Origin of the sequence: Sporolactobacillus inulinus (genome assembly GCF_006539285.1) — a bacterium.
GTDB lineage: Bacteria > Bacillota > Bacilli > Bacillales > Sporolactobacillaceae > Sporolactobacillus > Sporolactobacillus inulinus.
The window spans coordinates 1-21,584 of record NZ_BJMS01000065.1 but is presented as its reverse complement, the minus strand read 5'-3'; the positions used below and the strand labels follow the sequence as shown (position 1 = coordinate 21,584).

The 21,584-nt window shown below is 41.0% G+C and carries 14 protein-coding genes; 2 read left to right on the top strand and 12 right to left on the bottom strand.

What is annotated here, in order from left to right; all coding sequences use genetic code 11:
* Positions 1 to 1,016: 1,016 nt before the first annotated feature.
* The 4 genes from SIN01_RS09670 to SIN01_RS09655 all read right to left on the bottom strand — a co-directional run bounded on the left by SIN01_RS09670 (position 1,017) and on the right by SIN01_RS09655 (position 5,437).
* Entirely contained in the window at positions 1,017 to 1,586 is a 570-nt protein-coding gene (locus tag SIN01_RS09670) for a TetR/AcrR family transcriptional regulator (RefSeq protein ID WP_010025395.1), read from the bottom strand.
* 7 nt (positions 1,587 to 1,593) lie between these two features.
* Positions 1,594 to 2,997: an efflux RND transporter permease subunit gene (locus tag SIN01_RS15580; protein WP_029548206.1), complete on the bottom strand. Its 1,404-nt coding sequence runs from the start codon at positions 2,995 to 2,997 to the stop codon at positions 1,594 to 1,596.
* A 2-nt stretch (positions 2,998 to 2,999) separates the two neighbouring features.
* Entirely contained in the window at positions 3,000 to 4,505 is a 1,506-nt protein-coding gene (locus SIN01_RS15575) for an MMPL family transporter (protein ID WP_029548207.1), read from the bottom strand.
* Between the two features lie 515 nt (positions 4,506 to 5,020).
* On the bottom strand, positions 5,021 to 5,437 hold the full coding sequence (locus SIN01_RS09655; protein ID WP_010025397.1) for a hypothetical protein: 417 nt from the start codon (positions 5,435 to 5,437) through the stop codon (positions 5,021 to 5,023).
* Positions 5,438 to 6,022: 585 nt separating this feature from the next.
* Here SIN01_RS09655 and SIN01_RS09650 point away from each other — a divergent pair.
* Positions 6,023 to 6,580: a recombinase family protein gene (locus SIN01_RS09650; protein ID WP_010025399.1), complete on the top strand. Its 558-nt coding sequence runs from the start codon at positions 6,023 to 6,025 to the stop codon at positions 6,578 to 6,580.
* Positions 6,577 to 9,561 (top strand): Tn3 family transposase, encoded by a 2,985-nt coding sequence (locus tag SIN01_RS09645; protein WP_010025401.1) that lies wholly within the window; start codon positions 6,577 to 6,579, stop codon positions 9,559 to 9,561. Before SIN01_RS09650 ends, SIN01_RS09645 begins: the two co-directional genes overlap by 4 nt.
* Positions 9,562 to 9,694: 133 nt before the next feature.
* On the opposite strand, the gene SIN01_RS09640 is transcribed toward SIN01_RS09645, so the two are convergent.
* From SIN01_RS09640 to glmS, 8 genes are all read right to left on the bottom strand, one after another.
* Positions 9,695 to 10,066 (bottom strand): DJ-1/PfpI family protein, encoded by a 372-nt coding sequence (locus SIN01_RS09640; RefSeq protein WP_130031230.1) that lies wholly within the window; start codon positions 10,064 to 10,066, stop codon positions 9,695 to 9,697.
* Between the two features lie 14 nt (positions 10,067 to 10,080).
* Positions 10,081 to 10,485 (bottom strand): hypothetical protein, encoded by a 405-nt coding sequence (locus SIN01_RS09635; RefSeq protein ID WP_010025403.1) that lies wholly within the window; start codon positions 10,483 to 10,485, stop codon positions 10,081 to 10,083.
* A 621-nt stretch (positions 10,486 to 11,106) separates the two neighbouring features.
* Positions 11,107 to 12,684: a Tn7-like element transposition protein TnsE gene (locus SIN01_RS09630; RefSeq protein ID WP_047035199.1), complete on the bottom strand. Its 1,578-nt coding sequence runs from the start codon at positions 12,682 to 12,684 to the stop codon at positions 11,107 to 11,109.
* A 3-nt stretch (positions 12,685 to 12,687) separates the two neighbouring features.
* A complete protein-coding gene (locus SIN01_RS09625) occupies positions 12,688 to 14,556 on the bottom strand; it encodes a TnsD family Tn7-like transposition protein (protein WP_010023565.1) in 1,869 nt (622 codons plus the stop codon).
* Positions 14,557 to 14,568: 12 nt separating this feature from the next.
* Positions 14,569 to 16,185 (bottom strand): ATP-binding protein, encoded by a 1,617-nt coding sequence (locus SIN01_RS09620; protein WP_010023563.1) that lies wholly within the window; start codon positions 16,183 to 16,185, stop codon positions 14,569 to 14,571.
* Complete coding sequence (locus tag SIN01_RS09615) at positions 16,178 to 18,334, bottom strand: TnsB C-terminal domain-containing protein (RefSeq protein ID WP_010023562.1); 2,157 nt, start codon at positions 18,332 to 18,334, stop codon at positions 16,178 to 16,180. Before SIN01_RS09615 ends, SIN01_RS09620 begins: the two co-directional genes overlap by 8 nt.
* Entirely contained in the window at positions 18,331 to 19,152 is an 822-nt protein-coding gene (locus tag SIN01_RS09610; protein ID WP_029548081.1) for a heteromeric transposase endonuclease subunit TnsA, read from the bottom strand. The genes SIN01_RS09615 and SIN01_RS09610 overlap by 4 nt, the downstream gene beginning before the upstream one ends.
* Positions 19,153 to 19,318: 166 nt before the next feature.
* Positions 19,319 to 21,124, bottom strand: a complete 1,806-nt coding sequence (gene glmS, locus SIN01_RS09605; RefSeq protein ID WP_010025759.1) for a glutamine--fructose-6-phosphate transaminase (isomerizing) — start codon at positions 21,122 to 21,124, stop codon at positions 19,319 to 19,321.
* Positions 21,125 to 21,584: the final 460 nt, after the last annotated feature.

Here is a 21,584-nt window from a genome sequence, read left to right as displayed (position 1 = left end):
TATAAAGTACTTGAGAGTGCAACTTAAAAAGCAAAACTTATTTTCCCGGTGATCCCTTGTATCTTTAAACACTATCTGGGTGACATTACGTAAAGAGCGACTCATTATTTTTCGATCATACTTATGTTGAAGTTGTTGGCCTGATCCTGAGCTTTAAGCCCTTGGTGACCATGGAATTCACCTCCCATCAAGATCCATTGTAGCACATATGTTCGCCTTAATGATGACTAAATGGCATTATTATGCAGTTACCGGGTTGCCCGTGGCGCGGATTCATCCCGGCCATGAATAGCCAGGTTTTCTCCGCTGGCAACCTTTATAAATGGATAATATGGTTAAAATGGAATGGTGCACCTTTTAGGGACTCGTTGGCTTTTTTTATCACACCAGAGAAATCAATCATCTGAATATTATGACATAAGGGAATCAGTATGTTTATGCAACGCTAGTATTTTTATTAATATAAAAATACTGTTTTTCACGTTAATTAGCTGAGTCATTAAGTCATATCAAATCCCTTTTTTGTGTGAATTTAGTCACAAATTTGTGTTTTATCAGAATACCGACTTTACGGGTAATACTGCAGGTCAAGTCCCCACATTTGTGTCCCGTGCTGGTCGAGTCCCCAAGTTTGTGTCGCAAAAAATTATGAAAAAAAAACGACACAAACTTGGGGATTTTGTAGATATTAAAGCTTTTTTTAGTCCCCATCTTCATGTCGCCAGACACTAAGCGAAAAATAGTCAAACAAGCTGGATTTCCCTAGGGAATATCCGGCTTGTTTTGTGCAAACGCTATGGGGGTGGTACCAGCGAAGCTGTCACAACCCGCAATAAGGAAATATCAAGATTTTTAATACTACTAACACGTATACCCCCATCCTGTTTTGGATGGGGGTTAAATGATGTAGAAATTTTTATAAAGGGTACTTTACCTTTAGCTTATTTACTAACGCTCCCGTAAAACGTAGGGGGAATCTCCCTTTGTTTTTTCTTTACCTCCGTTCCTTATTAAAATTAACTTGCTATAAAAGCCTTCAAAGAATTCACATATCCGTTTAACAGTTCTTCTTTATTCTTTGCTGGGAGCTTATAATAAGGTACTTCCGAAGGGAAAGTTAGACTGCTGAGGAGAATGCCCCCTATTTGATTGGCAAGGAGACCTATGTCCGGTTTATCTTCAAGTCTAGCGAAGTGTATATCCAATCCTTTTTTAAGCCCGTTATAAATAATAATCGGAAAATTAATATCTTCAGCTAAATGGCCCATAAAACTTTCGGCTAGAAGTGTTTTGGCAAGCTTTCGATTTTTTGACAGAGCCGTAAGCCGATCATCAAGTATGCGCCTTAAAAAATCCTCTGTCTCCGGTTCTTCTGCAAACTTCATGACTTTTGTATGGAATTCATTCTCGAGTGCTTTTTTCACCACGGTCTCAAACAGGTTCTGCTTAGTGGAAAATTTGCGGTAAAGCGTCACCTCAGCCACATCTGCCTCCTTGGCGATTTCCTGTGTTGTGGTCTGGAGAAATCCTTTTTTGATGAATACTTTGATTGCCGCATTCAAAATCTGGTCTGTTTTATCTCTCATATCTATTTCACCCCATTACAGTTTCCGATCCGCTTTCCTTGTCGCCCTTTGTTTGCACAAATCTGTCAAGGAACATCAAGATTGCTGGCAGGACGATAATCGTGCTAATAAGAGCGAAGGAAATGTTCACTAATGTCATCATACCAAAATTGCTCAAGATCACGAAGTCGGAAACAAGCAAAGCACTGAAACCTCCGATTGTTGTAAAGGCTGAAGCAAAAATAGCCTTGCCGATCTTTTGGTTGGCTGTTATGATCGCTTCCCGTCTCTCTGACCCTTTTCGACGCTCCTCATAAAATCGTTCCATAATCAAGATAGTGAATTCCGTGCCTATACCGATAATAAGAGCACCAAGGGTTGCCGTGAGCGGTGTATAGTTGATGTCAAACAAGTACATCATTCCACCTGACCACCCGACGATGAACAAAATCGGTAGTAAAGGAATGAATGCCTTAACCGGGTGCCGGTAAATCAAAAGCAACGCTATAAATACAAGGCCCATCCCCAGCAACGTCATTTTGTATCGGCCTGTTGTCAGTGCGGTAACCATTTCCACATCTAGAACCGACTTACCGGTTACTATCGCATTGATGCCTTCCGGCTGGCTTTCTGAAACGTATGCTTCCATTCTTGCTATGAAATTTTGCAATTCTTCTGCCTCAAGATGCTTGATGCCGACATTCACGACAGCGCTGTCTCTATTTTCATTCACAAAAAGCTTCAACTGTTCTTCCGGCATATCCGCTAGAATGTCGGCTGTTTCTTCCTGATCCGGCATCTCTCCATCATTTGCTTGCTTTAATAGTGCAGGCAATGAATTTGTATCGACGACAACTGACGGGAACTCACGTTGAAGAGAAGCAGTCAGTTCCTCAGTCCATTCCAACGTTTCTTTATCAAGTACGTTGTCTGTACTGTACATGATAGAGACCTGGTCGGTGGTACCCAGGATGTCACGCAATCTGTGAATATCCTCCAGTTCCTGGGTATCCTGGGGCATAAAGGTTTCTACATCTGTTTCCACCCCAGTATTCATATCCCCCCAAATGCCGGCTGTGGCTGTGACAATGGCGATTAAAAGGATCAGCCATCTGAGTTTAATAATTAAGTTGGTGAGCATGCCAAAAGCCTTCTCCATTTTTGAATGCTCAGGCTTTGCTTTCTGATTCTCTGTCCTTGATCTTGTGAAAAAATGATCCCGGGTAAATAGGATCGGAATCAGGATAAACAATCCGACTATAAAGCTGACCACCATGCCAATTGTCAGCATTTTTCCGAAGTCTTGTATCATTGGGACCGGTGACGTATACAAGGATAAAAACCCTACGGCTGTAGCTAAAAGAGCTGTAAGGACAGCGGGTGTCATCTTGATTACGGTCTTTTTGGCACTTTCGGTGCTTTTGTTTTTCATCTTTATTGTTCCTCCCCTTTCATTTCTTCTGTATATCTGCTTTGGAATTGAATTGCATAGTCAATACCGAGACCAATTAAAATCGGGAATACCGCCATCGAAACCATCGTGATTGGCACACTGATCCACCCCATCAATCCAACTGTACCAATTACAGCAATCAAGATTATCACAAGCGGCAATATGCGCCATTTCACACGGAACACAATACCGAGAACCAGAATCATGAACAAGATGGAAAGACCCATCATTTTTTGCATGCTATTTTTCATCTCTGTTCGGATCGAATTATCCAGAACCGGTTTTCCCGACACCATAGTGTCTATCCCTTCAATCGGGTTCTTTTCCATATAATCCTTTACAAAAGCAACTGCTTTACTTTTATTGGTGTCTGTAGCATCACCCGTAAACTTAATCATGAATATCATGTATTTTCCGTCGATAATCATGTCATTAAATATGGTGCGCAATGATCCGTCATCTTCATAAATCATTTGGTCAAGTGTCTCCTGTTTTTCTGGGATAACAGGCGACATGCTGTCAGAATAGGTAATCATTTCACTGAGATTATCACTTACAGAAATGAGATTTTCCCCCATTTTCGTAAGTCCCTCTGCAAGCTTTTCCAAATCTTTTTGCTGCTGGGCCTGTTTTTCGCCCATTTCATCGAGTTGGCTTTGCTGCCCTTTCAGTCCTTTTTCCATTCCCTGCAAGCCATTGATGGTATTTCTGGATACATTAGGGAGTTGTGCGCTTTTCTCGGAGGCGCTAACCATCTGATCAGCCATTCCGCCAAGTTTCAGACCAACCTGTTTTAACTCTGCTGCCTGTTTCTGCTGTGCCGGTCTTCCTGCAGCGGTCTTTTCCATTTGTGCGGCGGATTGCTGGAGTTTCAGTGCAACGTCCTTGAGTTGACTACCCATACTGGAATAGCCGTTTACTAATCCCCCTGTACCCTGCTCCAGTTTTTTCTGTCCTTCGACCATCTTACCGATGCCCTTTTCCATTTCAGATATTTTCGATCCAAAATCCGGTAAGCCTGACTGGCTTGAAGTATTTTCTTCCATGTTTGTACTGATTTCTTTAAGTTTTTCTCCCATTTCCTCCAGACCGTCAGCCATTTCCGTCAGGCCTTCTTCATATTTCTCGGCTTTTTTTTCGGATATTTTTAGAACAGCTGTATGGGGGCCGACGATTGAATAGATGCCCTCTTGTACCCGCAACTGACTTTCGAGGTCTTTCATTTGCTTCAAAGTGTCAGGTTTCAGCAATTTGGATTCATTATCAGCTTCGTAAATCACGATTACCGATTCACCGCCAAATTCCTGTTCCAAGGTAAGGTTATTCTGATAGACCTTTGTGTCTTCCTCAATAAGTGTGTTGTTCCCTGTTGCCATTTCCACCTGCTGCGCCCCGATGGCAAACAGTAATATAGCAACTATAGTAATCGTTATTACTTTTATTGGATTCTTTACGATCCTGTTTGCAATTGTTTTCAGTACCCTCATTTGTTCCCCTCCACGTTTGTTAGTAATAACTTACATTATATTTATAAATGTTAGTAGTCACTTACAAATAATATATCCTTTTATATTTTTTTGTCAAACTTAATTCTCTTGAAAAGGAAAGACCTCCAAAAAATGAGAATAGCATCTCTTTTCTAAATGGAATAGGAAAATTGCCAGGCAAACAAATTCCAAAAAAGGGAGATGCCATAAGGTTTATATAGTTCAAATACCGTTGAGAAATCCTACATCACGTCAAATAATAAATGAATTAGCACATAAAAAAGTCTAAAATTTGAAAAAACTTCTCAAACTTTTGATTTTAAGTACTGCTTCCGAAAAATCCATCAAGGTTGAAAACCGCCTAAAATATTTGAAGGAACATCCCTGTTAATCAAAGAAAAGGCCTACATATTACTCCTTGTTTTTAAAAATGCGATACAATATTTACCCTACTGCTAGTTGGTACTAAAAGTAAAATGAGAATTAAGGTACAAGGTATACCGAAACCTCCAAAGTTATGTTGTTTGGAGGTCTTTGGGAACTCTTTCATATCCATAGTGCTTAATGGTGAATGAAGCAATAATGCCAAAAGCGATAAATGCCATTGTACTTGATATTACAGTCCCTACTCCTGCCTCCCAAGGCAATGTAACCTTCCCTTGTGCAGCATTAAGAGGGATTACGATAGCCCACACAATCAGTCCCCAGATTGCACCAGTAACAAAAGTATTCAAACGTTGTATAGAAGTCACTTTCCTTATTATGAATAGCAGAATATATCCTCCGACTTGACCTGCAAGTATATGAGTGATTAGCTGCATAAAAGTTAACTTTGCCCCCATCTGAGATATTCCAATATTCTCTGCCAACATAACGATCCCTGCTTGAATTAAAGAACCAATCAAAAATCCTAATGAATACTTAATATACATTAGAGTACGCCTCCTTTTTTAGTTAATATTATCTATAGGTGCAGATTTATACCTTTTCTATATAAGAAGAGGTTAATTCTACAGTGTGCATACCTTTCAAATATAATGACGAAGAAAATCCAGATAGAAAACGAATTGCAGAATTTTTTACCGGAGTAGGTAGGTTGTAAGGTAAACGAACAATCTCTTGGAAATTGTATAAGAGACCTATTCTCACCCATCAGGAGATATGAAAAAATGGTCGGTTTTCCCTTCATAATGTTATATAGGTCCTTACTTTAATTTTTGGAAATGGAAGTTAAAGAAGGAGAACTCTCACAAATAATCCTTAATTAGAGTTTTTTTTACAATCTCACCCGTTTTCGGAATAAGAGTAACTAGAGATCTAATTTTATTTTTTTAAAGTAGTATTTTTGATGCTATAACCGTAACAAAAACGACCATTTCTGTTACATGATGTGAAAAATATATTTTGTCTGCCAATCTAGCATAAACAACGTAACAAAAATATGTAACAAAATATTTTGTAACAATATTAATTATTTAAGAGTTTTGGTACAATCATGCTGAAAGGTGAGGATATGAATGAAATTTGGTTACATGCGTGTTTCGACTATTGATCAAAATTTGGATCGCCAAAAAAGACAGCTTGAAAAATTTGGATGTGAACGCATCTTTTTTGAGAAAGTAACTGGAACGAAACGGGAACGTCCGGAACTAAACCGTATGCTGGAGTTTCTTCGTCCAGAAGACACCGTTGTTGTATCGGATTTAACTCGCTTATCCCGTTCCACGAAAGATCTGATTGAGATTACGGAACTCATCGCCCAAAAAGGAGCGCATTTAAAAAGTTTAAAGGAGTCTTGGCTGGATACAACAACGGCACATGGGAAAATGTTGTTTACTATTTTTGCAGGCATTGCTCAATTTGAGCGAGATCTCACCTCTGAACGGACAAAGGAAGGCATTTTAGCTGCAAAAAAACGGGGAAAATATCCTGGAAGACCAAAAGCTGATGAAGAAAAGATCAACTATGCCCTATATCTTATAGACCAAGGGTTGAGCCGGACAGATGCTGCCGAAAAGGCCGGTATTTCCCGTATGACTCTATATCGTAAGCTACAAAGGGGTGAAAAACATTGAAAAGGAATTGGGAATTAGATGAGCTAATTGATCACTTTATCCTTATGCCTGATGAACAAGAGCAGATTCAACTAAAAAGGGGAAATACGAAACTTGGGTTTGCTGTCATGTTTAAGTTTTTTCAATACGAAGCTAGGTTCCCTCATACCAAGAGTGAGATACCAAAGACAGTTATAGAGTACATCGCTAAGCAACTAGAGATGAATCCCGATGTTTTTTCTGAATATGATTGGACCGGACGGACCGTTACTTATCATCGTTCGGAAATCCGCACCTATTTTGGATTTCGCGAAGCTACTCTGCAGGATGTAGACTTATTGACAGACTGGCTTTGTAAGCACGTATTATTTCATAGCCATGAATTCAACTATGTTGAAGATAAGTTATACCAACAATATAGAGAATTAAAAATTGTGCCTCCCACCCCTGATCGAGTAGAGCGCCTTATTCGCTCTGCTACCTACTCCTATGAAGATAAATTTTTCGCTTCTATTTATCAAAGACTTTCTAGCCAGACATGTGAAGGACTAGATAAATTAATTAATCTTTTAGAAAAAGTTGAAGACACCTCAGAAGCAAAAGAATCATTAACATTTCATGAATTAAAATCCGATCCTGGACGCATTGGATTAGAAACAGTCTTCAAAGAACTACAGAAACTTCAAACCATAAAAGAGCTGCAATTACCCTATGATTTATTTAACGATATTTCACCAAAAATTTTAAAGAAATATAGAAAGCGTACAGCAACAGAGGATATCCGTGAATTGCGCCGGCATCCACCCCAGATTCGCTACACACTTTTATCTTCCTTCTTTTGGCTTCGAAGAGCAGAAATTACAGACGGTCTGATTGAACTACTTATACAAATTATTCATCGTATTAATGTTAGGGCCGAACGTAAAGTGGATAAAGAATTAATACATAATTTAAGGAAGGTAAATGGGAAAAACAATCTATTGTTCCAAATGGCTGAACAAGCGTTAGATAATCCAGATGGAATTATTCGGGATGTCCTTTATCCTGTTATCAGCGAGGAAACACTTAAAGATTTAGTAAAGGAATTTAAACATACAGGGCCTGCCTACAAACAGAAGGTATATACGATTATTCGTTCATCGTACAGTTCCCATTACCGCAGGATGGTTCCCCGTATTTTGGATATGTTAGAGTTTTGTTCAAATAATGAGGCTCATCATCCAGTAATCGAAGCGTTAGAACTTATAAAAAAATATATAAATTCAAATGCTCACTTTTTCCCGGATTCTGACCAGGTTCCATTAGATGGTGTGATCCGTCCCAGCTGGAGATACCTAGTCGTGGAACAGGAGACTTCAGGCGAAGAGAGAATCAATCGTATTAATTATGAGATTAGCACCTTGCAAGTCTTACGTGATAAGCTGCGATGCAAAGAAATATGGGTACCTGGTTCGGAACGATATCGTAATCCAGATGAAGATCTGCCACAGGACTTTGAACTGCACCGTGAAGAAAACTATAAAGCATTGAAAAAACCTATTAATCCAGATGATTTTATCGCAAATTTAAAGGAAGAAATGACAAAGGCATTAAATAAATTAGATCAAGGAATCCCTAAAAATAATAAGGTTCGCATTTTAGCAAAAGGAAAGGGAAATGGCCGAATATCTATTTCTCCTTTTGATCCGGTGCCGGAGCCAGTTAACCTATCACGCCTAAAAGCTGAAATTATGAAACGATGGCCAATGACGAGTTTACTAGATATCCTCAAGGAAGCCGATTTGCGTGTAAACTTTACGGACCTCTTTAAAACAGCTGCATCAAGAGAGGTCGTTAGTAAATATTTACTACAGAAGAGGCTTATCTTATGTTTATACGGTTTGGGGACAAATGCAGGGCTAAAGCGAGTTTCAAATGGGGAACATGGCGAAAAATACAAAGACCTATTATACATACGGCGAAAATATATAGATAAAGATAATCTACGGGGTGCAATTGCTGAGATTGTTAATGCCATTTTGCGAAATAAAATGACAGATATATGGGGAGAAGGAACAACTTCCTGTGCTTCCGATTCCAAGAAATTTGGTGCGTGGGACCAAAATCTAATGACTGAATGGCATATTCGGTATAGAGGCAGAGGTGTAATGATTTACTGGCATGTGGCTAAACATTCAACCTGTATCTACTCTCAATTAAAATCATGCTCTTCTTCTGAGGTAGCGTCTATGATTGAAGGAGTTTTGAAGCATTGTACAAGCATGGAGGTTGAAAAGAATTATGTAGACAGTCACGGTCAAAGCGAAGTAGCTTTTGCCTTTTGTCATCTCTTGGGTTTTCAGCTTATGCCAAGATTAAAAGCTATCAATTCACAAAAACTTTATAGGCCAGATAGTGGCATGAGTGATGCTTTCCCTAATTTACAACCTATTCTTACAAGACCTATCAACTGGGAATTGATTCGTCAGCAATATGATCAGATGATTAAATATGCTACAGCCCTGCGTCTTGGAACAGCCGAAACAGAGGCTATCTTAAAACGATTTACAAGAAGTAATTTAAAACACTCGACTTATCAGGCCCTGTCTGAGCTGGGAAAAGTTATTAAAACCATTTTCTTGTGTGATTATTTGGATTCTGAAGATATTCGGAGAGAAATTAATGAAGGCCTTAATGTTGTAGAGAATTGGAATTCCGCCAATGGCTTTATTTTCTATGGAAAAGGTGGAGAAATTTCTACAAATAGATTGGAAGACCAAGAGGTTGCCGTTCTTTCCCTGCATTTATTACAAAATTGCCTCGTGTATATTAATACACTCATGATTCAATCTGTATTATCAGAAAAGCAGTGGCAGGATATGATGACACCTGAAGACTTGAGAGCGTTAAGTCCACTTATATATAGCCATGTAAATCCTTATGGTATCTTTAAATTGGATATGATGGAGAGAATTCCAATCGAAGAAAGGCAATCAGAAATAGAAAACACTTTGCATATTTAACTTTATTCCTTATTGCGGGTAGTGACAGCTTCGCTGGTACTACCCCCTATGGAGGATCAACTTTTAAACCGAAGAGGAGGCATATATTTTCTACCGCTTCTTTTTAGATGAATTTATTTTCTTTCTTAAATATTTACTTTCCTTGAAGATGTTCAAACACTCTGGACAGTTCCATTGGTAAATCGCCAGGCTTACGTGCTGTAATAAATTGACCGTCCTCTACCATAGGTTCATTTACATAGACACCGCCAGCCTCAGTTATTTCATTAGCAACTTCGTGCCAAAATGTCATATTGCGTCCTTTTACAAGCCCAGCCGACGCAAGTAATTGTGGACCGTGACAGACAGCACCAATAAGATTTCCGCTCTTTGCAAATTCCTGTACAAAATGAATAGCTTCTGGAATTTGTCTGAGTGCACCAGGTGCCAATCCTCCAGGAATATAAAGAAGTTTGTAATCCTCTGGATTGCATTCATTAAGTCTTTTTGTAACCTGTAGTTCCATCCCACGGTAAGCCTTCAATACTCCACCTGCTTGAAAATAAGTTCTTTTCTCCGTTGAAGTTCTTGCTTTAAGCTTTCTTCCTTTATTCGCTTGCAATTTTCACACTGACAATTTGGAGCATCCTGATGTCCACATTTTGGGCAATATGATATGCTTTCGCCTTGGTTATAGCCATGCAGTGAGGTCCAATCTTGTACCATCTTTGTACGGCAGTAAAAACAATGAGTGTCCGTCAATTTTTTTGGAAAAGTGAATATGAGCCTGGATGTGGGAACCTTCACCTTGTAATCTTTTATTAATCTAGTTACCTTCTCACCAGCATAGTACTTGTTAATTAATTCAACTATTTCAGCTTTTGTTAAATGACTGATCTTATCATTGACATGAGAAAAATCCAGTTCGTTTTCAGTGATTTTCATTTTGAGTTCATCATTCCTAATTAATTTCTATTCACTTTTTTACATTTTCTTACTGTTTGTTTTCGGCAATTAGAAAATGCATGTTTTGGCAATTTAATTAATTTTATAATTCTCATTTGGTGAGTATCATAAATGGCTTGACATGGAGCCTCTGCGGATACAGTTTTACCGCAAAAGCGGCAGGCACATTGGTTTTGCACGGCTTATTAGCCTACCGCATCCGCCTCTCCATGTAAAGCCGTGCATTGAACTTATTATAATTTGCTAATTGCCAAATACTACATTCCTTAGTTGCCACTAACACTGTTTATCCCTGATTAATAAAAGGCTTTCATTTTATTTTACCATATACATCCAACAAAATTACTAGCCTTAGATTGCACTTATAATAAAATACTTTTGTTTCCACTTACAAATTAACTATTTACAAAATCAGAGCAAAGAAAAACTCGGAGGCCGAAGTCCGATTGAATATCAGATTGGGACAACCGAGCAACCAATATAATTAAACTGTCCAACTTTTGGGGTTTACATCAAGTCAATTTTTTGGCAAAACAAGCAGCTTAAAACCAAAAATTAGATGTCCCCTTAAAGGACGATCAACTATTTCTCCTAACCGTTTTAAACAAGAAGCGATATCTTTTCAAAAACTCTATCTGCCCAATGTCTGCTGTCTTTACTTGTATGCTTCAGCTTTGCATAATTCACGTGTTGCAAGCAATCCTTAGACCAGCTGCCGCTTTTTAAAACCAATGTATTAAGCAAATTATGTATGCCTCTTTCTTCATCACCCCTGTTTTTCACATTTTTTATCCGGACAAGAAGAGTCGATAGGGAGCGCTGATCCGGACGGGCAACTTCTAATATAAAAACGGGCTGTAAATAGCGTGGCACTACTCTCACCACAGCACATATCCGTCTTTCTCCATTCGGCAACCATGCAAATTTTCTGCCTAAGGGCAGAGGAACAGGAGATGCCGAGATTTGAAACTCCTGATGTATGTCAGCAAAAATTCTAAGCATTTGATAAAAATCTTCCAGCCCAAATTTCTTCGCATCAGGCAATTCAATTGGCTTAAAATCAATTGGCTGCAAGGTGCCACCAGCAATTGGTTCATCGACACTTGCAGCGATGACTTGGGCTCCCCCTCCTCCTTTCTTAGTTATATATGTATCCCCCTGGTTAACTTGCTGCTGAGTTTTGGGAATCCGCTTTATCTCGATTGGATTTTGAAAAGAGATTTGCGTATCATCCAGTTCGATTACCGGTTGATGGATGTCTTCCTTGGCCTCATCCTTCCGATCATTGTTTACCTCAAAATCTTGTTCTTTTTCCCATTTTGTTTTTTGCTTTTTCTTAGGATTGGGGACGTAATATCGCTGTTTTATGGCGTCATGACTATAATTAATTCTATCAAATGCGATATCCGCTCCGGTAAAACGAAGCAGTTCATAAATAAGAACTTGATCTTTTATTCGTCGGCCTCTAACTGTCCATTTAGAATTCATCATCCGAGGAACATTCAATTCTAAGAACTGCCCATATTTATGCATGTCTTGAACCATCTGGGCATAAACATTGCTCTGCACAGATCCAAAGGCATTTCGAATCACAGGCGTTAAATAAAGCCACGCAAAATGACTGGCAAAGTAATTATTTATTATGGCAGAAGGAATAACATTAGAAAATGCCAAATCAACCTCTCTCCCGTTTATTTGACAGGCATTAATTAAGAACTCTAATCCCTGGGGACGGAGCAGTGCATTGGCAAGTTCTTTGTTTCTTATAAATAAGGCTCTTATCAGCTCAGCATGGGGAATAAAGTAATGAACTCCCTGTGCTTGAAAACACCAGATCTTCTGGCGAATCAGCTCAGCTTTACCGTGCAGATAATAATTAAATGATCGGCATACATTAAGAGCCTGTTCCGTATGACCATGAGAAAGATCCTGTACCAAGAGTGTTTCAATCGTACCGTCTTTTTGCGATGTTAACGGCCGACCGTTTTGATAATATTGGCCGATTCGCAACATAGGTAATAGCCCGATAGGATATTGAACTAAGTTGACTTTTTTCCTATCTTCAAACGCAACAAAAATTCTCCATTTTTTTGCCGGAGTCAGTACTACATGGCCTATCCAATGCAGTTTGACAACTCGGTTTTGAAACGGCCACGGCTTAAGTATGACAGATGTCAAATCTCACACCTCTTTCCGACAGTTTGAATAGTTGTCTATTTGCAAATCTATTTCTCGGTTGACTTTTTCTCCGATATCTTTATGCAACCCGGCTAAGCGCCTAATTCTCCATGCAACGACGTCCTGATGCTGATTGTACAATGTTTTAGCAGCCCAACGAACACGCCGTATCTGGAACTGCTCCACCGATTCTGTGACTTGGTTTAAATAAACATTTGTTTGAAATAATTTTTCCAAATGTCTCTCCAGAAGAGCAAGTTTTCCGATTTCCTTTCCGATCCGGCTTCGATTAATGCGAACGGGCTTAGGAAATTTCAACAACTTATGGACGACATCCTTGATTTCCTTTACTAACTGCCGATCTCGCTCTGTCCAATTAACACGTTGGTTTTTGACAGCTGTTTTGTTTATTTTTGATGAATGCTTCTGTAGCCACTGTCTATCATGCCTGTACAACCAGGCATACAATGCTGGATTACGTTTCCGAACTTCCGTCACCGATGTTTTAGAATTCTCTTCCTGAAAAAGTAACCATTGTGTTCTTTTTGATTCCAGAGGCAGCGTGCTGGCTTCCTTTGAGTCATCTTTGGCAATTTGCTGCTGATTGGCGTATTTTTTCACAGTGCCTATGTCCACCTTTAACCGCTTCGCCGCAGCATAATAGCTTAACTTCTTAATATAAATCAAATCATGCACCTTATCTTGCCATACCAGGCCAAATTGTTTCACACGCCCGATTTTATAACGATCTTCTATACTGTGATCAGGCCCTCTTCTTGAATAGATGAAACCGCAGGAACAAGTAAACGTCCCCACTGGTTTTCTTGTGTCAGTACAAATCGTTTCTTTAACATTCGGGATAACAGGTTGCAGATAGTGATCTGCGGCTGGATTCAAACAAGGATATGGCGGCGAACCAAAGGGGTCGTATGTCTGCGATTCGTACCGATAGAAAGTATCAATGGATTCTCCGAGAAAATGAGTCAACAGTATATGCCGAATGGGATGGAAAGCTTTTCTTTGTTTACGAGTAATGGCCTTCAGCCAGCAGGAGGAATTGTCTGAATCAATCGGTGATTGAACAGCTTCAAGCAACTCCCTTCCGTAGAAATGGCTAAACTGCTGTGCTAAGGTATGCTGATCAACCGAACCGCTGATCGTTGCGTATCCCTGCCTTTGAAGCAAATATTTATAAGCTTGTTCTACACCGGAACGTGTAAAAGAAAGATCGGTATGGGCTAGCTGGATGAGCTCTTTCGCGATGATCAGCAGGCTTTGTATCGTTTTTTCACTATACATTGGCAGACCTTGTGACCGTTTGCAGTTCTGCATGGTCGCTGCATGATATACATACTTATTTTTTCCTCGAAAAGATACCGAAGAATTGAGCAGGAAATGCTTATGCTTCGGACATACTAAAACGCCGGGAAGCTGATGGGACATATGCCAGTACATTTCTCCATATTGCTGGATATCTTCATCTGCACATTTCGGACAGAAGCGAAAGACTGATGGCTCGGAAACACTGCTGGCCATTGCACCAGTCATCATGTGTATCGAACCCGGGCTAGTTCCTTCAAGCATTTCTGTAAAGACCCTGTCCCTAACATCTTTCTTAGCAAAAGTCGTGTAATAGTGAAAAAAGGTGTGCTGGCCGATCCATTCATCAATTCCCAGTGGATCAAAATGTTTCAGACGTTTATAGACCTGTCTCAAATGGGCAGGAAGATCCGGCACAGCCATTACCCTTGAAGAGCCATACAGTTCAGTCATCGTCGCTTTCGGGCTGAGGTTGCATGAACGCATATGATAACGGGCAAACCAGCTGTACAGTAATTCATCTTCGTAAAGCTCAGGGAAGAAAGCTAGCATCGTTCAGTCCTCCTAAAGTGCAAATTCATCCAGCGGAGATTTTATGTATCCAGCCTTCTGCAGCGCATCATATGCTGAAAGCTTTCGTTTTTTCCCTTCTTCTGCAATTTTCTGCAATTCATTAGTTGAGGCAGAGACATCACTGATTTTTCTATTGTCGGCTGTCTTCTGCATTTCAACAAAGGCCAAAGCTTTCTGCATCAGGCCTGCCTGCGATATTTCCGGATTTGCTTTAATCACAAATTCTGCTGCCTTCTCGGCCCTTGAAGGTTCAATATCTATGTCTATCAACGCAAGAATAATCTTTTCTAACTTCGTTGTCTCTCTGTTCTGACGAGCCTTTGCCTGTTCTTCTTTCTTTTTCTGGATGGTTGCCTTTAGGTCGATCTTAGACTGATGATGCTGTAAATAGTCTTCTACATCCATCGGCATGATGTCACCGTATCTTTCGATCTCAGATAGCAAACCGGATCTCAGTGCATTAAGCATTGGCTGAACCAGTTTAAGGTCGTCTTTGGCTACCTTTCTGATCATCCCCGGTGTTATTTGCTCTTCTCCCGTTTCAATCGCACGTCCCTGGGAAAGAACAAACAGTTTGACCGCTATATCAATTATTCCCTGACTTTGTTCGTACAGTGTATCATTCAGATTATCCGTTAGTTCAACTCTATTCTTCGTCCACTGATAGTTCCACATCTCCGATATCAGGACATCCCAGTCGTCATCCTTTTTCATTTGCTGCCACACCATGTCTCCCTGACCGCTGCCCCGGCGCGCCTGCCTGAAGTCCTGTTGGAGAACACTTCTTGCGCGCATCGTACCAATCATCATGACCGGAACACCAATTTCATTGACCAAAGTGACAAAGAAGTTCATCATTTTTTCGGAACCGCTGCTTTTTGCGGTTAATAAGTGCTGGATCTCATCAATGATCAGAGCGCCGATATAATGCAGACGAGCAATCTGTCCCATCCGAGTTACCATTGAACTGATTGAATTACGTTTGCCCCCAAAACGGTCATAATAGTTGGTTCCTAATAATCGATCTACTTTTAAAAAGAAATCCATACATAAAGATTTGAGTGAGCCGTCATGAGGGCAATTTAATTTAAGCCATACAATCTGTGTAATATTTAAGGGATACTTATGGATAATAGTCTGTGGATACAGCGATAAGACACGTTCAATCGCCGTTGTTTTACCAATACCTGAAAAGCCCATAAGGGTAAAGCTGGAAGCTGTTGAACGTATATCATGAGGTGTCAGCAACTGACCATTCATTACATAATGTGCGGTATTTAATTGATGGACGTTCTCCGGCATACATGGATTACGTCCGACATAACCATATCTCAGCAATCGGGAAAAGCGCTGTTCAAGATCAAGATGCTGCGTCACCGGCTGGAAAAATCGTGTCAGCCGTAATAATGCGTGATAGCGGAGCTGCGGCGACAGTTCTGTTTCTTTTTCATCATAGGCCGGGTAGTAGCTGAGTTTTTCAAATGCTTCTTCCTGTGACAGGATCGGCGGTAAGGCTTCAATTAAGGGGTTCCCCTCAAAGTCAATCAGCTGCTGAGGATGATAGACAGCAACTTGTGCTTGATTTGAGGCGTTCTGTGCATCATTCATTGCTATCCTCCCCGCTCTTATGCCATAGTCCACGTGCTTTTATTGACGGCCGGGCATAGCGTTCATCATTGTCACTCTCTTTTGTGTTAAAAGGGATAACAGCTGATGGCGAACTGGTATTTTTCCTGTTTCCTAGGAGAAAGGCCTCATCATCTTGCCGAGATTCACGCTCATCCTTTCGATGTTCGCGAATCGATTTTGTTTTTTGGGACTTACTGATCACTTTTGACTGGCCTTGATCAGCCTCTTTTGTTGCTGATTTAATGAGAGCCTCGGCATCTGAAATAAAATCTACTTCTTTTTGAAGCTGCTGGTGTTCTGACTGACTGCGCTGCAGCTTTTCATATCCCAGTAAATACTGTATCTCGTCCAGTGTTTTACCCTCGTACCGTTTTTGGTGTTCAAGCAAATGACAGGTTGAAAATGAATATAGATCTTCGTTAATCAAGTAAACAAACGACATATTTCTGGGATCATAGGAAATACTTACTCGCCAGCTCCCTTTTTGTCTGGCCGTTGGAAACCATGATTCCTTCAAAGCCCGTTCACAGCTGTAGTACATGCCCTTGAATTTAATGCCACGATACGTGACCGTTGCCTGTCCCCGCGGCAATAAATGCAACTTCACCGTCTCCTCTGGAAAATAGCGCAGTTTTCCGGAACGATTGCGTATGCCCCAGTTCCATAAATTCAATGGAGTAGGCTGCACATCGTCGCGAATCATATCTTCATCACGTACATAATCCCTTAAATAGTGCTTTGTGTTGTAATAAATAATCTGCTTGATAATCAGCTGCGTAAACTGCTCAATCGTAAGTTTTGCGTCTAACCGGTAATCCCGTGCGCCGCGTTCGCGAAAATCCTTATCGATATAACTGGGCAGGAATGGCTTAACTTTCCTCTGAATGGTATCAAACTGTTTTTCAACGATACCCTTCCAATCTGCTCGATAAGGCGCAGCATTCTCCACCTGAATATTGAAGGCCGCAACTAAATGGTCGGCATTCATTCCTTCTAATTCACCGCGGTCTCCAAGCAAGACATCAGGCAAATGCTCAACCGGCCAAAGCTCTTTGGCTATATCAATGCCATGTTCATGACAAAACCGCTGCTTATCTGTGACGACATTGGCCAGCGCCATCATGGCCCCGCTCCATGACGGACCTTCCAGACCAATATTTAATCCGACAATCATACGGCTGAAAACATCGACGACAAAATAAATAATGGGTCGTCCAATGATCCAATCTGGATTGTAGCGAGAGATTAAATATACATCACCGACCGTCGCATCAATCTGATAACGAGAGCCGGGACCAATAGCCTCAGCGGTCGATGATCCTAACACTGATCGAAAGTCTTTCTCATATTTTTTACGTCCCTGCCGCGCAATGGTTGATTCCTGTACGGTATATTCTTTGTTGTACCAATAACGGAATTGCTTAAGTGAAGGTAATTGATTCTTGTCTTTAACGATTACTTTTTTTATACCATCTTCAAAATAATAGTCTTCAGCATAAAATTCTCGAATCATCATCATATATGCTTCAGTCAGCCTGTTTTTTTTGGATGTTAAATAATATTTTTCAATTGATACGCGAAACAGCTTTTTGGTCTCTTCATCAACATTAATGCCCTGTTCATCATATTTACGGGGCCGTCCCCGTTTCTTCGTACCGCTGACTCTCTCTTTACCCTTTCCACCTGATTTAAAATACTCAGGAAGTAAGGCGTCTGGTCTCTTGCCTCTTTGCCAATATTTACGTAAATACTTTCTGACGGTTGGCAGAGATACCTCATAAGTCTCAGAAGCCTTCTTAACGTACATTGCTCGTTTCTTTTTTTCGAATATATCCGATTCTGCCGCAACCATTTCTTTGATAATATTCCAAGCCTGGTCTCGATACTCAATATTTTTAGGATTCTGAGCTTGGTTGATGAATGGTACAAAGGGATCTTCTTTAATTTTTGTCAGTTCATCCTGTATAATTTCATCAATGATCTCACGTACGGATCGAATAAACGGAAGAGCTTTTCGATCATATATGTCAATCAAATAAGCCATAATATTTTCTTCATCAATCCAGAGCACTCGAAATACTTGATTATTTGCTTCATCTTTTAAAAGTTCATTAACGATTAGATTCATTTCACCGCCCGCTTCTCATTGGAATTTGGGTTGATAATAATCAAGTCCGCAGGCAGTTGCGACAGGCTGAATTTCTTTTTTACATCAAAGATTATACTTTTCCGTGCGAGTAAATATTTGAAAAGTGATAAGGCGGTGCCATCTTCAAGACTGTACGATTTGTCAAAGTCACGAAGTGATAAAAGAATGGAATCCTTACTTTTTTGAAGAAAAATGCTTAATTCTGAGACAAGATCACGTTCTGATGAGGCAGATAACTGATATGAAGAATGCATCCAGCCGATATTTTCAACAGCCTCTTTTAAGATATCCTTTTCAGTGACGATTCCCCAATCCACTTGTCTTTTTTGCCAATACGCACGTTCAATTTCAAATTTATCTCTTATTCTGGGATCTTCTAATTTTTCGCTCGGCTTTATAGTCCTAGCAATATAGGTAATTTTTTCATTCTTTCTGATCGTAATAATAAAATCAGTTGTCATAACGATTGGCGTCTGAGTACTCGGATCAATGGGGTGTGAAATTTGTTTGCTGGCGGCGATGTTTACTGTAATTTCTCGATTGAGAGGGTATTGTTCACGAATATCAATCACATTATCTGCCCACTCAAGAAGGTAAAAATAACTTTGCTCTAAATCAGACAGTAAATGGTGGATTCTAGATGTCTTCCATCCCTTGATTCGGTGGACTCGGCCAGAAGATGGAACATTCTGGATCGTCAGCCATGGCTTATAATTACTGAGTTCTCCGCTTCCGCGGCCTTCCTCATAATAACGGGCAATTTTATCCTCAGTCCATGAATTTTTATGTTTAGCCATCCTCTCACCTCTGATAAATGGCAATAATAAACACGCCACAAGTTACATTAAGTATACTTTATGGCGTGATATTTAGAAACAACTTTATTGTCAGAGAAAAGACTTTATTGTAACTGAAACAACTTTATTAGACGAGTACAAGTGTACTTGCCTGTTTCCATTTCTATTATTCCACCGTAACTGATTTTGCTAGGTTACGTGGTTTATCGACGTCGCATTCGTTCTGCAGGGCTGCATAGTATGCAATTAGCTGCAGGGGAACGGCGCAAACAAGTGGTGCTAGGACTGGATGCACGTTTGGGAGTACGATTCGGTCGTCTTCTTGATTCGTGACTCCGTCCATGCTGATGATGCACGTGTGGGCGCCGCGTGCGGCTACCTCTTCAACATTGCTGCGAATGCTGTTGTTGACTTTTTGCTGGGTCGCATAAGCGAATACCGGTGTACCCTCTTCGATCAGCGCAATCGTTCCGTGCTTGAGCTCACCACCGGCAAAACCTTCTGCTTGAATGTAGGAGACTTCTTTCAGCTTCAGCGCGGCTTCCATGCAGACATAATAGTCGAGCGCGCGTCCGATGTAGAAAGCGTTGCGCGTAATCGAGAGGTACTCGCGTGCCACTTCTTTGAGCTGCGCTTTCTCATCGATCATTTGTTCCATGCCTTGAGCAGCAAGGCTCAGTTCATGAACGAGATCGAAGCCGAGCTTAGTCCCTTTCTTTTGTGCAGCAGCTACCGACATGAAGGCGAAAACAGCAATCATTGCTGTATAAGCTTTGGTTGAAGCAACCGCAATTTCCGGACCGGCGAAGAGCAGCATTTTGTGATCTGCTTCACGATAAAGTGTAGAGCCTTCGACGTTGGTCATGGTTAGCGTCGGATAGCCGAGCTTCTTGACTTTGACCAGCACAGCGCGGCTGTCTGCCGTCTCCCCGCTCTGGGAAATGAAGATGAACAGCGGCTTTTTCGACAGAAGCGGCATATTATAGGAAAATTCACTGGAAATATGCACTTCCGTTGGGATACCGGCAACGGTCTCAAGTAAATGCTTACCGGCGAGTCCGGCATGGTAGCTCGTGCCGCAGGCAATGATGTAGATTCGATCAGCATCGTTGATCGCATTCGTGATCGTCGGATCGAGCGTGATTTTACCGTCCGTGCTGCTGTATTCCTGCAGCAGGCGGCGCATTACGGCCGGCTGTTCATCGATTTCCTTCAGCATATAATGCGGGTAAGCGCCTTTTTCCGTATCATTTGCATCAAAGGAAACCGTATACGGCTTGCGCGTTGTGACCGTTCCGTCAAGATCCTTAATCGTATAGCTGTCGCGCTTCAGAATAACGATTTCTTCATCCATCAGTTCGACATAACGCTTCGTTTTTTGGATCATTGCCGTTGCATCGCTGGCAACAACATTGAATCCTTCGCCAAGACCGATTAAGAGCGGACTTTTATTCTTTGCAACATACAGCGTTGCGTCATCCTTTGCATCAACCAGCGCAAATGCATAAGAGCCGTCGAGCAGCTTCAGTGTTTTCCGCAGCGCTTCTTCGGTACCGAGTCCTTGATCGGCAAACTTTTCGATCAGTTGAACGACGACTTCCGTGTCCGTCTCGCTTTTCAACGTGACACCGTTCAGATAATCTGCCTTCAACTGTGCGTAGTTTTCGATCACGCCGTTGTGAACAAGTGTGAAACGGCCGGACGCACTCTGGTGCGGGTGCGCATTGCGCTTATTCGGCTGGCCGTGTGTTGCCCAACGTGTATGGCCAATGCCGAGTGTCGCGTGTACCGCCGGATCTACCGTTTTGCGTAGAACGGCGATCCGTCCTTTTTCCTTAAATACATGAACACCGTCATCGTTAAGCAGTGCAATGCCGGCCGAATCATAGCCGCGGTATTCGAGATTGCTGAGTCCCTTAAGCAAAATGTCACGTGCATCTTCGTTGCCAATGTAACCTACAATACCACACATAGGAAATGTCCTCCTTGTGAGGCAAGATGCATATTAAGATGCAATAACCATCATGAATAGGGCAGTCTTGCCCCACTTGTTTTTATTTTTCTTGCCTATGCGCTTGCAGCACAACTTCTGTCCAGAAAGTTGCCTTCCTGTTTTGGGTCTGTGCTTACGGTTGCAAGCATACCGAGAGGCATCCGCCGAATGATTCGATTAACCTCTTCCTCGTCAACTATTCCTGTCTTTCTCCGTCCTTTGGAATAGTCCAGGCGCTTTCTATTCAGTTGTCCCAATCCTCACTTTCCTTCTCGAGTCACAACCACATATTACTTGAAACAAAAAGGTGCGTCAATCCTTTTTGAGCATGGAGTTCTTTGAACTTACATGGTATATCTATGCAGCACGGGTCCGTCCCGTAACCGCTTTACAATAATATTGGCGCAAGCACCGAAAATCATGGTGTTCACACCTTTTA

Coding starts and splice junctions, on each gene's coding strand:
- SIN01_RS09620 (WP_010023563.1), bottom strand. CDS start 16,185: ATGAATGATGCACAGAACGCCTCAAATCAAGCACAAGTTGCTGTCTAT.
- SIN01_RS09635 (WP_010025403.1), bottom strand. CDS start 10,485: ATGAAAATCACTGAAAACGAACTGGATTTTTCTCATGTCAATGATAAG.
- SIN01_RS09670 (WP_010025395.1), bottom strand. CDS start 1,586: ATGAGAGATAAAACAGACCAGATTTTGAATGCGGCAATCAAAGTATTC.
- SIN01_RS09655 (WP_010025397.1), bottom strand. CDS start 5,437: ATGTATATTAAGTATTCATTAGGATTTTTGATTGGTTCTTTAATTCAA.
- SIN01_RS15580 (WP_029548206.1), bottom strand. CDS start 2,997: ATGAAAAACAAAAGCACCGAAAGTGCCAAAAAGACCGTAATCAAGATG.
- SIN01_RS09640 (WP_130031230.1), bottom strand. CDS start 10,066: ATGGAACTACAGGTTACAAAAAGACTTAATGAATGCAATCCAGAGGAT.
- SIN01_RS15575 (WP_029548207.1), bottom strand. CDS start 4,505: ATGAGGGTACTGAAAACAATTGCAAACAGGATCGTAAAGAATCCAATA.
- SIN01_RS09615 (WP_010023562.1), bottom strand. CDS start 18,334: ATGAATCTAATCGTTAATGAACTTTTAAAAGATGAAGCAAATAATCAA.
- SIN01_RS09610 (WP_029548081.1), bottom strand. CDS start 19,152: ATGGCTAAACATAAAAATTCATGGACTGAGGATAAAATTGCCCGTTAT.
- SIN01_RS09625 (WP_010023565.1), bottom strand. CDS start 14,556: ATGCTAGCTTTCTTCCCTGAGCTTTACGAAGATGAATTACTGTACAGC.
- glmS (WP_010025759.1), bottom strand. CDS start 21,124: ATGTGTGGTATTGTAGGTTACATTGGCAACGAAGATGCACGTGACATT.
- SIN01_RS09650 (WP_010025399.1), top strand. CDS start 6,023: ATGAAATTTGGTTACATGCGTGTTTCGACTATTGATCAAAATTTGGAT.